General features: G+C 63.6%; 15 protein-coding genes. 8 read left to right on the forward strand and 7 right to left on the reverse strand.

Annotation, left to right across the window (positions count from 1 at the left end; translation table 11 throughout):
- Positions 1–5: 5 nt before the first annotated feature.
- Together fmt and def are read right to left on the reverse strand one after the other, a co-directional pair.
- The gene (fmt, locus tag UF78_RS00125) at positions 6–950 is read right to left on the reverse strand and encodes a methionyl-tRNA formyltransferase (RefSeq protein ID WP_045159981.1); all 945 of its coding nucleotides are present in this window, start codon (positions 948–950) and stop codon (positions 6–8) included.
- A gap of 42 nt (positions 951–992) precedes the next feature.
- Complete coding sequence (def, locus tag UF78_RS00130; RefSeq protein ID WP_045159982.1) at positions 993–1,499, reverse strand: peptide deformylase; 507 nt, start codon at positions 1,497–1,499, stop codon at positions 993–995.
- A gap of 148 nt (positions 1,500–1,647) precedes the next feature.
- On the opposite strand from def, the gene UF78_RS00135 reads away from it, so the two are divergent.
- The 3 genes from UF78_RS00135 to UF78_RS00145 all read left to right on the forward strand — a co-directional run bounded on the left by UF78_RS00135 (position 1,648) and on the right by UF78_RS00145 (position 4,660).
- Positions 1,648–2,673, forward strand: a complete 1,026-nt coding sequence (locus UF78_RS00135; RefSeq protein ID WP_045159983.1) for a LysM peptidoglycan-binding domain-containing protein — start codon at positions 1,648–1,650, stop codon at positions 2,671–2,673.
- A gap of 274 nt (positions 2,674–2,947) precedes the next feature.
- Complete coding sequence (gene dprA / locus UF78_RS00140; RefSeq protein ID WP_045159984.1) at positions 2,948–4,039, forward strand: DNA-processing protein DprA; 1,092 nt, start codon at positions 2,948–2,950, stop codon at positions 4,037–4,039.
- A 63-nt stretch (positions 4,040–4,102) separates the two neighbouring features.
- Positions 4,103–4,660, forward strand: a complete 558-nt coding sequence (locus UF78_RS00145) for an L-threonylcarbamoyladenylate synthase (RefSeq protein ID WP_045159985.1) — start codon at positions 4,103–4,105, stop codon at positions 4,658–4,660.
- A gap of 20 nt (positions 4,661–4,680) precedes the next feature.
- On the opposite strand, the gene UF78_RS00150 is transcribed toward UF78_RS00145, so the two are convergent.
- Complete coding sequence (locus UF78_RS00150; protein ID WP_045159986.1) at positions 4,681–5,658, reverse strand: quinone oxidoreductase family protein; 978 nt, start codon at positions 5,656–5,658, stop codon at positions 4,681–4,683.
- Positions 5,659–5,813: 155 nt separating this feature from the next.
- Here UF78_RS00150 and hemF point away from each other — a divergent pair, with 155 nt between their 5' ends.
- A complete protein-coding gene (hemF, locus tag UF78_RS00155) occupies positions 5,814–6,731 on the forward strand; it encodes an oxygen-dependent coproporphyrinogen oxidase (protein ID WP_045159987.1) in 918 nt (305 codons plus the stop codon).
- Positions 6,732–6,777: 46 nt separating this feature from the next.
- Entirely contained in the window at positions 6,778–7,596 is an 819-nt protein-coding gene (aroE, locus tag UF78_RS00160; RefSeq protein ID WP_045159988.1) for a shikimate dehydrogenase, read from the forward strand.
- Between the two features lie 7 nt (positions 7,597–7,603).
- On the opposite strand, the gene UF78_RS00165 is transcribed toward aroE, so the two are convergent.
- Together UF78_RS00165 and UF78_RS00170 are read right to left on the reverse strand one after the other, a co-directional pair.
- Positions 7,604–8,215 (reverse strand): NAD(P)-dependent oxidoreductase, encoded by a 612-nt coding sequence (locus UF78_RS00165; protein ID WP_045159989.1) that lies wholly within the window; start codon positions 8,213–8,215, stop codon positions 7,604–7,606.
- A gap of 15 nt (positions 8,216–8,230) precedes the next feature.
- Positions 8,231–8,542 carry a glycine zipper domain-containing protein gene (locus tag UF78_RS00170; protein WP_045159990.1) on the reverse strand — a complete coding sequence of 104 codons (312 nt, stop codon included), beginning with the start codon at positions 8,540–8,542 and terminating at the stop codon, positions 8,231–8,233.
- A gap of 452 nt (positions 8,543–8,994) precedes the next feature.
- Between UF78_RS00170 and pbpG the strand changes: the two genes are divergently transcribed.
- Both pbpG and treS read left to right on the forward strand, forming a co-directional pair.
- Positions 8,995–9,939, forward strand: coding sequence for a D-alanyl-D-alanine endopeptidase (gene pbpG, locus UF78_RS00175; RefSeq protein ID WP_045160037.1), 945 nt, complete (start codon positions 8,995–8,997; stop codon positions 9,937–9,939).
- Between the two features lie 343 nt (positions 9,940–10,282).
- Positions 10,283–12,352, forward strand: coding sequence for a maltose alpha-D-glucosyltransferase (gene treS / locus UF78_RS00180; protein ID WP_045159991.1), 2,070 nt, complete (start codon positions 10,283–10,285; stop codon positions 12,350–12,352).
- Between the two features lie 51 nt (positions 12,353–12,403).
- Here the strand turns inward: treS and UF78_RS00185 are convergent, their stop codons facing one another.
- The gene (locus UF78_RS00185; RefSeq protein WP_045159992.1) at positions 12,404–12,790 is read right to left on the reverse strand and encodes a cupin domain-containing protein; all 387 of its coding nucleotides are present in this window, start codon (positions 12,788–12,790) and stop codon (positions 12,404–12,406) included.
- A 93-nt stretch (positions 12,791–12,883) separates the two neighbouring features.
- A complete protein-coding gene (locus UF78_RS00190) occupies positions 12,884–13,696 on the reverse strand; it encodes an AraC family transcriptional regulator (protein WP_045159994.1) in 813 nt (270 codons plus the stop codon).
- 250 nt (positions 13,697–13,946) lie between these two features.
- Here UF78_RS00190 and UF78_RS00195 point away from each other — a divergent pair, with 250 nt between their 5' ends.
- Positions 13,947–14,141, forward strand: coding sequence for a DUF2934 domain-containing protein (locus UF78_RS00195; RefSeq protein ID WP_045159995.1), 195 nt, complete (start codon positions 13,947–13,949; stop codon positions 14,139–14,141).
- The last annotated feature ends 146 nt before the right edge of the window (positions 14,142–14,287 follow it).

Below are 14,287 nucleotides of genomic sequence, written 5' to 3' on the forward strand. Positions count from 1 at the left end.
CGACATCAGACGAACACCTTGCCAGGCGTGAACTGCTCACGTCGGCTGTTGTACAGATCGCTGAAGTTGAGCGGCTTGCCGTTGGGCAGTTGTAGTCGGGTGAGCAGCAGCGAGCCCTCACCGCAAGCGACTTGCAGGCCGTCCTTGCCGGCATCGAGGATTTGGCCGGGCGCGCCCTGTGCTGAAGCCAGGCGAGCGGCGTGAATCTTCACAGCGGCCTCGTCCAGCCGGCTATGGCAGATCGGCCAGGGGTGAAACGCCCGTATCAGGCGCTCCAGCTCGACAGCCGGGCGGCTCCAGTCGAGGCGCGCCTCGTCCTTGTTCAGCTTGTGTGCGTAGGTGGCCTGGCTGTCGTCTTGCTCCTCGCCGCGGAGCGTGCCGGCTTCGAGGGCGGCGACGGCCTTGACCACCGCCTCCGAACCCAGCATGGCGAGCCGGTCATGCAGGGTTCCGCCGGTATCGTCGGCGGCGATCGGCGTGCGGACTTTCAGCAGCATGGGCCCGGTATCCAGCCCGGCTTCCATCTGCATCACGGTCACTCCGGATTCGGCATCACCAGCTTCGACCGCGCGCTGGATCGGCGCGGCGCCGCGCCAGCGTGGCAGCAGCGAGGCGTGACTGTTGATGCAGCCCAGGCGCGGCAGATCGAGCACGGCTTGCGGCAGGATTAATCCGTAGGCCACCACCACCATGAGGTCGGCGTTCAGTTCAGCCAGTTCGGCCTGGGCCGCGGGGTCGCGCAGGGTCTGCGGTTGATGGATGGCAATCCCGTGCTGTAGAGCGAGCTGCTTGACCGGGCTGGGCATCAGCTTATGCCCGCGTCCGGCCGGCCGATCCGGCTGCGTGTAGACCGCCACTACCTGGCGATTGGCATCGAGCAGGGCTTGCAGATGCTGAGCGGCGAATTCCGGCGTTCCGGCGAAAACGATGCGCATGGAAGGACTCGTCAATAAATAAAAAAGGCTTGCTGCTGCAAGCCTTCGGGTCGGTGATCAAGCCTGCTGACGGTGAAGCTTTTCCAGCTTCTTCTTGATCCGGTCGCGCTTGAGAGTGGAGAGGTAATCGACGAAGAGTTTGCCGTTGAGGTGATCGCATTCGTGCTGGATGCACACCGCAAGCAGGCCTTCGGCGATTAGCTCGTAGGGTTGGCCGTCGCGATCCAATGCCTTGATCTTGACCTTCTGCGGGCGGTCGACGTTCTCGTAGAAACCGGGCACCGACAGGCAACCTTCCTGGTACTGCTCCATCTCGTCGGTCAGGAACTCGAACTCGGGGTTGATGAAAACTCGCGGCTCGGACTTGTCCTCGGACAGATCCATCACCACCACACGCTTGTGGACATTGACCTGTGTCGCGGCCAGGCCGATGCCGGGGGCGTCGTACATGGTCTCGAACATGTCGTCGATCAGCTGGCGGATGCCATCGTCGACCACGTCCACCGGTTTGGCTATGGTGCGCAGCCGGGGATCGGGAAATTCTAGGATGTTCAGGATTGCCATATGCGTTTGTGATGCACTTATGGAATAAAGTCAAAAGCCGCTGCTAAGATGCCGAGCAGCTTGTAAACGGCTTAACGCCGCTTTCCACAAGGGTTTCTGCGGCGCTAGGGCGCTTTACGTGAAGGCACATCATAAAGGGATTCACCACATGAGGAAATCACTACTCGCCCTGCTGCTGGTGGCGGTTGGCGGCATGGCACAGGCCGCTGTGCAGCTCAAGGATGACCATCCGGAGCAGTACACCGTAGTGAAAGGCGACACGCTCTGGGATATTTCCGGTCGCTTCCTTCGCGAACCCTGGAAATGGCCGGAGCTCTGGCACGCCAACCCCCAAGTGGAAAACCCGCACCTGATCTATCCCGGCGACAGCCTCAGTCTGGTCTACATCGACGGCCAGCCGCGTGTCGTGCTCAATCGCGGAGCATCGCGCGGCACCATCAAACTGTCACCAACCGTCCGCACCACACCCATAGCCGAAGCCATCAGCACCATCCCGCTGGAAGCGATCAACAGCTTTCTGCTGAGCAACCGCATCGTCAATAACGCCGCCGAATTCGAGGCTGCACCCTATATCGTCGCCGGCAATGCCGAGCGAGTCATCAGTGGTGCAGGCGATCGCGTCTACGGGCGCGGCAACTTCCAAGATGACATCAAGGTTTACGGTATCTTTCGTCAGGGCAAGACCTATGTAGACCCCGAGACCGAGGAATTCCTCGGCATCAACGCCGATGACGTAGGCACCGCCGAGCTGCTCGACATGGAAGGTGACATCGCCACCATGATGCTCACGCGCGTCACCCAGGAAGCCCGTCTCGGCGACCGCATGTTCCCCAGCGAGGAGCGCGCGGTGAACTCGACGTTCATGCCGAGCGAACCGGAAGGCGAGATCAAAGGCGTGATCCTCGACGTGCCGCGCGGCGTGACCCAGATCGGCCAGTTCGATGTGGTGACCCTGAACAAGGGCGCCCGCGACGGGTTGAGCGTCGGCAATGTGCTGGCGGTGTACAAGACCGGTGAAACCGTGCGCGACCGGGTGACCGGTGAAAACGTCAAGATTCCCGATGAGCGTTCGGGGTTGCTGATGGTCTTCCGCACCTATGAAAAGCTCAGCTATGGCCTGGTCCTCCAGGCCACGCGCTCGCTGTCGGTGATGGATAAGGTCCGCAATCCTTGATTCCCGAGCCCCGCTGATCAGGCTGTGTGAAAACTACTGCGCTCGGTTATGCCGCGTTAAAAACAGGCTCGGATGCGAGCCCAGTCGGAATGCTCATTTACAGCTCGTAAACTCGAGTGCGAGCCCAGTCCGCTTCCTCGCCTGTTTTTGTGGGGACGCCTAGTTCTTGCTTAACCTTCGCTCGCTACGTTTTCACGCAGCCTGAATGCGGGGTTTTTTTTACAGCCGACACCACCGCATGGATGCGGTGCGACGAGACAAGGAATGCTCACCCATGCCTGCGATTTCCCCTGCCGAACTGGAAGCCCGCCTGCGCCTGCATCTGCTGCCGGAGCTCGGCCCGCGGCGTCTGCATAAACTGCTCAGCGCCTTCCCCGATGCCACCTCTGCGCTCAGTGCACCGGCGACCGCCTGGCGTGCGCTGGGGCTGCCGGCGAGCTGCGCTGAACCCCGACGCAGTCCTGCGATACGCGAACGGGCCGCCCAGGCAATGGCCTGGCTGGAGCAGCCAGACCATCAGTTACTGATGTGGGACGACCCTGGCTACCCGGCATTGCTGGCGGAGCTGCCGGATGCGCCGCCGCTGTTGTTCGTTCACGGCGATTCCACCCTGCTGGAGCAACCACAGCTGGCCATGGTCGGCAGCCGTCGAGCCTCGCGCCCGGGCCTGGACAATGCCACTGCCTTTGCCCGCAGCCTCGCGGGCGGCGGCTTTGTAATCACCAGTGGCCTGGCCCTCGGCATCGATGGCGCCGCGCACCAGGGCGCGCTGGACGTAGGCGGCCGAACGATCGCCGTGTTGGGTACCGGTCTGCAACAGCTCTATCCGCGCCGGCATGTCGGTCTCGCCGGGCGCATCATTGAGAGCGGCGGCGCTCTGGTGTCCGAACTGCCGCTGGACTGCGCACCGCACGCCTCCAACTTTCCCCGTCGCAACCGCATCATCAGCGGGCTCTCGCTCGGCGTGCTGGTGGTCGAGGCCAGCCCTTCGAGTGGCTCGCTGATCACCGCGCGCCTGGCAGCCGAGCAAGGCCGCGAGGTCTACGCCATCCCCGGTTCGATTCATCATCCCGGCGCTCGTGGCTGCCACCAGCTGATCCGTCAGGGCGCGGCACTGGTTGAAAGCGTCGACGATATTCTTCAGGCCCTCCGGGGCTGGCAACAGACGACTGCAGCCGACGAGCCGCAACCAGAGCGGCCGGCACATGCCTTGCTCGATCAACTGATTGCCGGCTCGATGACCAGTGAGTCCCTCGCCGGGGCGGTGGCGCAGCCCTTGGCTCAGGTACTGGCGGAACTGACCGAGTTGGAAATCGAAGGGTTGGTCGCCTGTGAAAATGGGCTCTGGGTCGCGCGAACCGGTTGAGCGCGGCTGTGCAGTCGCATGTGCTTGGGTACACTGCGCCGATCAGTCTCAGCGGGGGTGCTAATGATCGGAAACTGGCGTGTGCAGCAGGCGGCTCGGGTGGTCAGACAGGGCGGCGTCATCGCCTATCCGACCGAAGCGGTCTGGGGGCTGGGTTGCGATCCCTGGGACAGCGATGCGGTGCATAGGTTACTGGCTCTGAAGGAGCGGCCGGTGGAGAAGGGATTGATCCTGGTGGCCGACTGCGTCGAGCAGTTCGACTTCCTCCTGGAGGACCTGCCCGAGCGCTGGCTGGATCGTCTGGCCGGCACCTGGCCTGGGCCGAATACCTGGCTGGTACCACATCGCCAGCGGTTGCCGGATTGGATTACCGGCAAGCACGACAGCGTGGCCCTGCGCGTCAGCGATCATCCGTTGGTTGCCCGACTGTGCGCGCTGACCGGGCCGCTGGTATCCACCTCGGCGAACCCCGCCGGCCGCCCCGCAGCGCGATCGCGCTTGCGCGTCGAGCAGTATTTCTCCGACCAGCTCGACGCGGTGCTCGGCGGCTACCTGGGTGGGCGGCGCAACCCCAGCACCATTCGCGATGTGCGCAACGGCGAGGTCATTCGGCCGTCCTGAAGACAGCCGGACGGCCAACCTCAGGGCAGCAGAATGGTCGATCCTGTGGTCTGGCCCGCTGCCAGTACGCGCTGTGCCTCGGCCGCCTCGTCAAGCGGGTAGCGCTGGTCGATCTCGACCTTGATCTTGCCGCTGGCAATCATCTCGAACAGTTCGCTCGCCATCGCCTGCAGGCGCTCGGCGGTGTCCGCGTAGCCGGCGAGCGTCGGTCGGGTGACATACAGCGAGCCCTTCTGCGCCAGCACTCCGAGGTTCACCCCAGTGACGGCGCCTGAGGCATTGCCGAAGCTGACCAGCAGGCCGCGCGGTGCGACGCAATCCAGCGAGATCTCCCAGCTGCTTTTGCCCACCGAGTCGTAGACCACCGGGCATTTCTTACCCTCGGTGAGTTCCAGCACGCGCTGGACAACGTCCTCGCGGGTGCGGTCGATGGTCGCCCAGGCACCCAGCGCCTTGGCCCGTTCGGCCTTGTCCGCCGAGCCGACGACACCGATCAGTTTCGCGCCGATGGCCTTGGCCCACTGGCAGGCGATCGAACCGACACCACCGGCTGCGGCATGGAACAGCACGGTTTCGCCGGCCTGCAACGCGTGAGTCTGGCGCAGCAGATACTGCGTGGTCAGGCCCTTGAGCATTACGGCGGCGGCCTGCTCGTAGCTGATGGCGTCCGGCAGTTTCACCAGGTGCCGCGCCGGCAAGGTGTGATGCTGGCCATAGGCGCCCAATGGGCCGGTGCCATAGGCGACGCGATCGCCGACCTGAAATCCGCTGACGCCCTCGCCAACGGCCTCGACTTCACCCGCACCTTCGGCACCCAGGCCGGACGGCAGGCTCGGCGGTACATAGAGGCCGCTGCGGAAATAGGTATCGATGAAGTTCAGCCCGATCGCATGGTTACGCACCCGAACTTCGCCGGCCCCCGGCGCTGTGACGGGCACGTCTACTTGTTCGAGAACCTCGGGACCACCGTGCTGGCTGAACTGGATGCGCTGCGACATATCGACTCCTGGGCAAATGCAAAGGAGCCTATCCAACGCTTCCCGGACGCGTCCGTCAATCGGCTGGGTGATATGCTTGCCGGCCCTTTTGCTGAAGCACGGCCCGGCCAGCCAATAACGCCGGACCTGTGCGGTTATTTGCCAAGGTGAATTTCGTGAACGAGCGTACCGAAGCCGTCAAAGCCTATTTGCTCGACCTGCAGGACCGTATCTGCGCCGCCTTCGAAGCCGAAGACGGCGGTGCCCGCTTCGTTGAAGACGCCTGGACCCGCCCGGCCGGCGGCGGTGGCCGAACTCGGGTGATCGAGAACGGTGCGCTGATCGAGAAGGGCGGCGTGAACTTCTCGCATGTTCACGGCAGTGGTCTGCCCCCTTCGGCCAGCGCGCACCGCCCTGAACTGGCCGGCCGTGGCTTCGAGGCGCTCGGCGTGTCGCTGGTGATACACCCGGAAAACCCCTATGTGCCAACCTCGCATGCCAACGTGCGGTTCTTCATTGCCGAAAAGGAAGGCGAAGAGCCGGTGTGGTGGTTCGGTGGCGGTTTCGACCTGACGCCCTATTACGGCAACGAGGAAGACTGCATCCACTGGCACCGCGTGGCCCGCGATGCCTGTGCGCCCTTCGGCGCGGATGTGTACCCGCGCTACAAGGAATGGTGCGACCGCTACTTTCACATCAAGCACCGTAACGAACCGCGTGGCGTTGGCGGGTTGTTCTTCGATGACCTCAACGAGTGGGATTTCGACACCAGCTTCGCCTTCATGCGTGCGGTTGGCGATGCCTACATCGAGGCCTATCTGCCCATCGTCCAGAAACGCAAGGCCATGGCCTACGGCGAGCGCGAACGGGCATTCCAGGAGCTGCGCCGCGGCCGCTACGTGGAATACAACCTGGTCTACGATCGCGGCACCTTGTTCGGCCTGCAGTCTGGCGGGCGTACCGAATCGATCCTGATGTCGCTGCCGCCGTTGGTGCGTTGGGGCTACGACAAGCAGCCGGAGCCCGGCACGCCGGAAGCGCGACTGACCGATTATTTCCTGCAGGATCGCGACTGGCTGGGCGAGCAGCCCTGAGCACGGCTCGCCATTGCTGCACTTGCTACGACATTCAGGAGCTTTCATGGACCGCTACGGCGTTTTCGGCAACCCCATCGGCCACAGCAAATCACCGCAGATCCACCGCCTGTTCGCCGAGCAGACCGGCCAGGCGCTGAGCTACGAGCCATTGCTGGCCCCGCTGGATGATTTCTCCGGCTTCGCCCGTGAATTCTTCGCCCACGGGCTGGGCGCCAATGTCACCGTGCCGTTCAAGGAAGAGGCCTTTCGCCTGGCCGATCAGCTGACCGAACGCGCACGGCGCGCCGGCGCGGTGAACACCCTGATGAAGCTCGAAGACGGCCCCCTGCTGGGCGACAACACCGACGGCATTGGTCTGGTGCGCGATCTGCTGGATAACGCCGGCGTGGTGCTGCAAGACAAGCGCGTCTTGCTGTTGGGTGCGGGCGGCGCGGTACGCGGTGTGCTCGAGCCGTTACTGACACAGCGGCCGACAACGCTGGTCATTGCCAACCGCACGCTGGGCAAGGCCGAGCAGTTGGCCGATGAGTTCGGCGAGCTGGGCCCTGTGAGCGCGAGCGCGTTCGAGCAATTGCAAAGTCCGTTCGATGTGATCATCAACGGCACCTCGGCCAGTCTCGGCGGCGAATTGCCGCCGCTGGCCGACAGCCTGATCCGCTCGGGCACGACCTTCTGCTACGACATGATGTATGGCGCGAAGCCGACGCCCTTCTGCCAATGGGCCGCTGACCTTGGCGCGCAGACCCGGGATGGTTTGGGCATGCTGGTTGAACAGGCCGCGGCGGCTTTCGAGTTGTGGCGCGGGGTACGTCCGGATGCAGTTCCGGTGTTGACGCAATTGCGTCAGCAACTCGCCGGCTGAGTGCCGCTCAAAGGCGGAAGTGGATCTGCTGATGCAAATGCTGTGGCGTTTCCAGCTCGTCGACCATGCCGGCGGCCATGCGCCGAAGCTGCACGCGGCGGTCATCGGTTTCCAGCCCGTCGAGGACGCTGAAATCCTCGATCGACAGGTCCTCGCCGCTGCTTTCAGCATCCACCAGGGTCCACTTCAGTGGGTGCTCCGCGATCCGCTGCAGCGCCGCCGCCACCTCCGGCTCTCCGCCATGGGCGCTGAAGTCGACCACCAGCAGCAGCCGTTCGACGCCGACCTTCGGTAGCCCGGACAACAAGGCATCGACCGCCTGATATAGATCGTGCGGCTGCTTTGCCGCTGCGGTACCGGAGGCGGTGGGCACCGACTGGCTGTCGTACAGGCAGACCACCGCGTCCATGCCGGCGACACTCTGCGATACGCTGACGGCATCGAATAGATCGCCGGTCTTGGCACGCAGCCCTGGGCGGACGGTCATCGAATTCAGATCGTCCACCAGCGCCACGGCCTCGTGCTGCCGGCTCAGTAATTCACACAGCAAGGCATTGCCCAGACTTGAGTGCGCCCCGTACAGTGCGAACTTGAGCCTGGGCGTCTCGGCGTTGAGCATGGCGGGACGAGCCGGTCAGCGCCGGGTGACCAGATAACCGATCAGCGCGACCGCGCCGGCGGCCAATGCAACGGTGCTCAGCGGGTGTTCGCGTACGCATTCCTTGGCCATGCGACCGGCATCACGCCCCCGCTTGGACAGGTCGCGGCAGTGCGCGTCCCAGTCGGCGTCGTGCCATAGCGATTCGGCGCGTGCGCGCAGGGAGTCGAAGCGATGTCGTGAGCCGCGCGCCGCGTCGTGCTTGAGCTCATCGAGCGCGGTCATCAAGTCGTGGATTTCGCTTTCGATTTCGTCGCGGGTGGTGGGCTTGCGGCTGAAACGGGACATATCGGTTCTCCCCTTTTGAATGTGCTCGTTGGACCCCATGGTTACGGCAAAGATCCTGACAGGCAGCGGACCAGCAGCAGGCGTACGGGTTCCCGTCCGTCGGGCTGATTGATTCGGCGCGCATCGCTGCCGATAGCCGGGGAGAGGCCTCCACGGTGGTTTCGTGTTGCGGCTTCGCTGTATCGGCTCGGAGGGTGTGGAAAGCGCAGCAGTCGATGTTCTTCTACACTCAGAACGCAGCGCCCTGGGCCCGCTCAGCACAGTCGGATACCCGGGCGCCAATCTGGGCAACGAGCGAAACGGCTTGTACGGAACGGGTCGAAACGGCCCTGAACGAGCCGAAATATAACGCTGCAGGGGCCTTATGCGTGGCCTGGGTTTACCTATAATGCGCGTCGCGTTCGTCGGCTTCGGGCGCGTCTTTTTTCACTGCCAATTCATCGGTGTTCATCTTGAAATTTCGCCAATCCATTCTCGGTCTGCTGCTCGCATGCAGCAGCGTCATCCTGACTCCTTCCGTTATCGCTGCTTCCAAGGCGACCACCCAGCAGGAGCTGGCGTCCGGCAGCGCGCTGTTGATCGATCTGAAGAGCAACGAGGTGCTCTATTCGAGCAACCCCAACCTGGTGGTGCCGATTGCCTCGGTCACCAAGCTGATGACCGCGATGGTCGCGCTCGACGCCAAGCCGCCGCTCGACGAGCGCCTGCCCATCACCATTCGCGATGCGCGGGAAATGCAGGGCGTGTATTCACGGGTGCGCATCGGCAGCGAAATCAGCCGGCGCGAGATGCTTCTGTTGACGCTGATGTCGTCGGAAAACCGCGCCGCGGCGAGCCTGGCGCACCATTATCCAGGTGGCTACAACGCTTTCATTCAGGCCATGAACGCCAAGGCCCGGGCGCTGGGAATGAGTCATACGCGTTACGTCGAGCCCACCGGCCTGTCCGAGCAGAACGTGTCCAGCGCCAACGATCTGGTCAAGCTGCTCAAGGCCAGCCAGGCCTATCCGCTGATAGAGCAGTTCAGCACCACCTCGGAAAAGACCGTCGCCTTTCGCAAGCCCAACTACACGCTGGGTTTTCGCAACACCAACGCGCTGGTACGCAAGCCCGACTGGAACATTCACGTGACCAAGACCGGCTTCACCAATGCCGCGGGCCACTGCCTGGTGATGCGTACCGTGATGAACCGTCGCGACGTGGCCTTCGTTGTGTTGGATTCGTTCGGCAAGTACACCCATATGGCCGATGCCAGCCGTCTGAAGAAATGGCTGGAGACCGGCAAGACCACCCCGGTGGCGCCCGCCGCACTGGCTTACAAGCAGCAGAGAATGGCCAAGCGGCAGCTGACCCCTCAGCCGGACAATTCGGCTACGGTGGTCGCCGGCGCGCGCTGAAGCACCGCAGGACGATGGGGCCTCGGTGCCTGCGACTTCATTCGCGGAGCCTGCTGTAAGGCGAGCCGCCCGCTTCTATCGCCCCGACACCACGCTGCTGCCGGCTGGGATGGTCGAAGCGGCGTGGGGTGGATCACGCCCCACCGATCCACCGAGCACCGTCACGGTGGATGTAAAGAGCGACATCCACCCTACGCACCACGATTCGCAAGGGTGAGAGAGATGTAAGCCGCCCTGCTACGGCACCTCCAGACATCGATACGCCGATCGATGCAACGATGCCGGTGCGTTCGACTCAAACGACTACCCTTCCCCTTCAGCGCACCGGGAACCCAACGTCGTTATGAGCACACCAGACAACGCCTACATCGAATGGCTGGAAAGCCAATCCATGCTCCACGCAGCCCGTCAGCGGGCCCGCCTCTATGCTGGCCAGGCGCGGCTCTGGCAGCGTCCCTACGCCCAGGCGCGGCCGCGCGACGCGAGCGCGATTTCCTCTGTGTGGTTCACCGCCTACCCCGCCGCGATCATCACTCCCGAGGGCGGCTCGGTGCTGCAAGCGTTGGGTGACGACCGCCTCTGGAGCGCGCTGTCCGAACTCGGTGTGCAGGGCATTCACAATGGCCCGATGAAGCGCTCCGGCGGCCTGCGTGGGCGCGAGTTCACGCCGACGATCGATGGCAACTTCGACCGCATCAGCTTCGACATCGACCCCAACCTCGGCACCGAGGCCGAGATGCTGCAGCTCAGCCGCATGGCCGCCGCGCACAACGCCATCGTCATCGACGACATCGTGCCCGCGCATACCGGCAAGGGCGCGGACTTCCGACTCGCCGAGATGGCCTACGGCGACTATCCGGGCCTCTACCACATGGTCGAGATCAACGAGGAGGACTGGCCCCTGCTGCCCGACGTGCCCAAGGGGCGCGACTCGGTCAACCTCTCGCCGATCGTGGTCGACCAGCTCAAGGACAAGCACTACATCGTCGGTCAGCTGCAGCGGGTGATCTTCTTCGAACCCGGCATCAAGGACACCGACTGGAGCGCCACCGGCGTGGTCACCGGCGTCGATGGCAAGCGTCGGCGCTGGGTCTATCTGCACTATTTCAAGGAAGGCCAGCCTTCGCTGAACTGGCTGGACCCGACCTTCGCCGCCCAGCAACTGATCATCGGCGATGCCCTGCATGCCATCGACATCTCCGGCGCGCGCGTGCTGCGTCTGGATGCCAACGGCTTCCTCGGTGTCGAGCGCCGCGCCGAGGGCACCGCCTGGTCCGAGGGGCATCCGCTGTCGGTGACCGGTAATCAACTGATCGCCAGCACCATCCGCAAGGCCGGCGGTTTCAGCTTCCAGGAGCTGAACCTGACCATCGACGATATCGCCTCGATGTCCCACGGCGGCGCCGACCTGTCCTATGACTTCATTACCCGCCCCGCCTATCAGCACGCCCTGCTCACCGGCGACACCGAGTTCCTGCGGCTGATGCTGCGCGAGGTGCACGCGTTCGGTATCGACCCGGCATCACTGATCCACGCCATGCAGAACCACGACGAGCTGACCCTGGAGCTGGTGCACTTCTGGACGCTGCACGCCTACGACCATTACCACTATCACGGCCAGACCCTGTCCGGCGGCATTCTTCGCGAGCACATCCGCGAGGAAATGTATGAGCGGCTGACCGGAGAGCACGCGCCCTACAACCTCAAATTCGTCACCAACGGCGTGTCCTGCACCACGGTCAGCGTGATCACCGCAGCGCTTGGCATTCGTGACCTGGACGCCATCAAGCCGGCCGACATCGAACAGATTCAGCGCCTGCACATCCTGCTGGTGATGTTCAACGCCATGCAGCCCGGTGTGTTCGCCCTCTCCGGCTGGGACCTGGTCGGCGCCCTGCCCCTGAAGGCCGAACAGGTCGAGCACCTGATGGGCGACGGCGATACCCGCTGGTTGCACCGCGGCGGCTACGACCTGGCCGATATCGCACCCGAAGCCGAGACGTCCAGCGAGGGGCTGCCCAAGGCGCGCTCGCTCTATGGCAGCCTGGTGGAACAATTGAAGACTCCGGGCTCCTTCGCCTGCCAGCTCAAGCACATCCTCAGTGTCCGCCGCGCCTACGACATTGCCGCGAGCAAGCAGATCCTGATTCCCGACGTCCAGGCTCCGGGGCTGCTGGTCATGGTGCACGAGCTGCCCGCCGGCAAGGGCGTGCAGATCACAGCGCTGAACTTCAGCGCCGAGACCGTCAGCGAGACGATCACGCTGCCTGGCATCGCGCCCGGTCCGGTGGTCGACATCATTCACGAAAGCGTCGAAGGCGATTTGACCGAGAACGGCGAGATGACCTTCAACCTCGACCCTTATGAGGGGCTAGCCCTGCGTGTGGTGAGTGCTGCGTCCCCGGTGCTGTAATGGTGAACGGTCGCGGCGCAAATGCTTCGCGTCGCGGCCGGTGCAAAGTGATCAGATCCAGACGTCGTTCACGGCGGTCCGCTCGTTGATTTCATCGCCGGTGTTCAATACGTCCCGCGGCTCGATCAGCAACAGCTTGGTCTCCCGCGCGGCGCTGGGTTTGTGCTCCACGCCCTTCTTCACCACATACATCTCGCCCGCCGCCACGGTTACCTCACCGTCGCGAAAATGAATGACCAGTTCGCCCTCCAACACGATGAAGGTCTCATCGGTGTCGGCGTGGCTGTGCCAGACGAACTCGCCTTCGAGCCGGACGATTTTGAACTGGTAGTCGTTCATCTCGGCCACGACTTTCGGCGCCCACTGCTCGTGGAACAGCGCGTATTTTTCGGCGAAATTGATGGAGGTATAGCGGGTGGGTGTCGCTTGGGATGTCATGGCGTGGCTCGCTCTCGTTGCGGAGTAGGCGACTACGTTAGTGTTGCCTCCGACGCCCGTCTTGCATGATCGTGCAAGTTCCGTCTGCGGCCGCTACCGGCTCGCAAGCATCTTCAGCCAGCGTGCAGGCGAGATGCCGAAGGTTTGGGTGTACAGACGGGTCATGTGGCTTTGATCGAAAAACCCGCTGGTCAGCGCCGCGTCGCTCAGCGATTGGCCGGCCAGCAGCCGAGTGCGCACCGCTGCCAGGCGCCGCTGGGTGACGTAGCGATACGGGCTGGTGCCATACAGCGCACGGAAGTCCCGCGACAGGCTCCAGCGATCGCGACCGCTTGCCCGCTCCAGATCATCCAGCGTGATGGCCTTCTCCAGGGCGTCATGGATGAACGTGCGTGCCCGCTCCGCCGCGGGATAATCGATCGCACGACGGCCGCGATGCGTGCCGGCGGCGAGCCTGAGTGCCTGGGCCAGGTCATAGATCGCATCATCTTCTTCCAGTGGATCTAGGGCGTTGTCCAGGCTGTACAGCAAGCGTCGGGTGGCTGAAAACAGCCGAGGATCCCGTGACAGCCCGCCAGCGATGAAAGGCAACGGCTCGCCTCCCAGCACCTTCTGGATCAACGACGGCTCGATGTACAGCATTCGGTAATGGAATCCGGCCCGGGTGCCCGCCTCGCCATCGTGGATCTCGTCTGGATGCAGCACGATGGTGCCGCCCGGCAGGCTATGCCGTTTCGACTGCCGATAATGGAAGCTCTGCACGCCCGCAAGTGTATGGCCGATGGCGTAGGTGTCGTGTCGATGGGGCGTATAGCCGTGCCCGCGAAAATAGGCCTCGATGCGCTCCATCTTCATCGATGGAGTGGCGCGGGCAAGCCAGTCGCGGTCGGTGCGGGTCGTGCTCATCGAACAAGGCCATCCTGAGAGCCAAGGCTGAAATATACCCATCGAGGTGGCCTAGGTCTTGCGGCTCGTCTGCTTTCACCAGCGGCAAGCAGCTTCCATTCTCGTTAGCTGCCAGCGCAGGTCGATTCGTCGGCCACGACAGGAAAAGCTGGAACCAACCTCGAACCGGCCGCCTCTCCTGAACAGGAGCTCCGTCCAAGACGGCCCTGCATATCCGGCTGGAGCCGGTTCAATCAGAGAGGTGACAGACATGAGCGACGAGCAACGCATACGCGAACGGGCCTATCAGCTCTGGGAGGCCGCTGGCCGCCCCGAGGGACAGGATGTCGAATACTGGATGCGGGCCCGTGACGAGATCGAACCCTTCTACAAGGAAGGCGACCCGTTGGCCGGCAGCGTGGAAAGCAGCGTCGCCATCCCGATGCCGAAACGGACGGAGGAATGAAATCACCCATCGAAGTAGACGCCGGTCTGCCGTTATCTTGACCGCATCCGCGCAGGCCGGCCGTCATCTCACCGAAACCCCTGAGGCCACGCCGACCCCACCTGGGGGTTGGCGCTGTGGCTGCTGGGCACTACCGTGTCCGACGA

The organism is Stutzerimonas stutzeri (assembly GCF_000952685.1).
In the GTDB taxonomy this organism is placed as follows: domain Bacteria; phylum Pseudomonadota; class Gammaproteobacteria; order Pseudomonadales; family Pseudomonadaceae; genus Stutzerimonas; species Stutzerimonas stutzeri_E.

Coding starts and splice junctions, on each gene's coding strand:
- dprA (WP_045159984.1), top strand. CDS start 2,948: ATGCCTGCGATTTCCCCTGCCGAACTGGAAGCCCGCCTGCGCCTGCAT.
- UF78_RS00165 (WP_045159989.1), bottom strand. CDS start 8,215: ATGCTCAACGCCGAGACGCCCAGGCTCAAGTTCGCACTGTACGGGGCG.
- aroE (WP_045159988.1), top strand. CDS start 6,778: ATGGACCGCTACGGCGTTTTCGGCAACCCCATCGGCCACAGCAAATCA.
- UF78_RS00170 (WP_045159990.1), bottom strand. CDS start 8,542: ATGTCCCGTTTCAGCCGCAAGCCCACCACCCGCGACGAAATCGAAAGC.
- UF78_RS00190 (WP_045159994.1), bottom strand. CDS start 13,696: ATGAGCACGACCCGCACCGACCGCGACTGGCTTGCCCGCGCCACTCCA.
- UF78_RS00185 (WP_045159992.1), bottom strand. CDS start 12,790: ATGACATCCCAAGCGACACCCACCCGCTATACCTCCATCAATTTCGCC.
- UF78_RS00195 (WP_045159995.1), top strand. CDS start 13,947: ATGAGCGACGAGCAACGCATACGCGAACGGGCCTATCAGCTCTGGGAG.
- UF78_RS00145 (WP_045159985.1), top strand. CDS start 4,103: ATGATCGGAAACTGGCGTGTGCAGCAGGCGGCTCGGGTGGTCAGACAG.
- def (WP_045159982.1), bottom strand. CDS start 1,499: ATGGCAATCCTGAACATCCTAGAATTTCCCGATCCCCGGCTGCGCACC.
- treS (WP_045159991.1), top strand. CDS start 10,283: ATGAGCACACCAGACAACGCCTACATCGAATGGCTGGAAAGCCAATCC.
- UF78_RS00150 (WP_045159986.1), bottom strand. CDS start 5,658: ATGTCGCAGCGCATCCAGTTCAGCCAGCACGGTGGTCCCGAGGTTCTC.
- UF78_RS00135 (WP_045159983.1), top strand. CDS start 1,648: ATGAGGAAATCACTACTCGCCCTGCTGCTGGTGGCGGTTGGCGGCATG.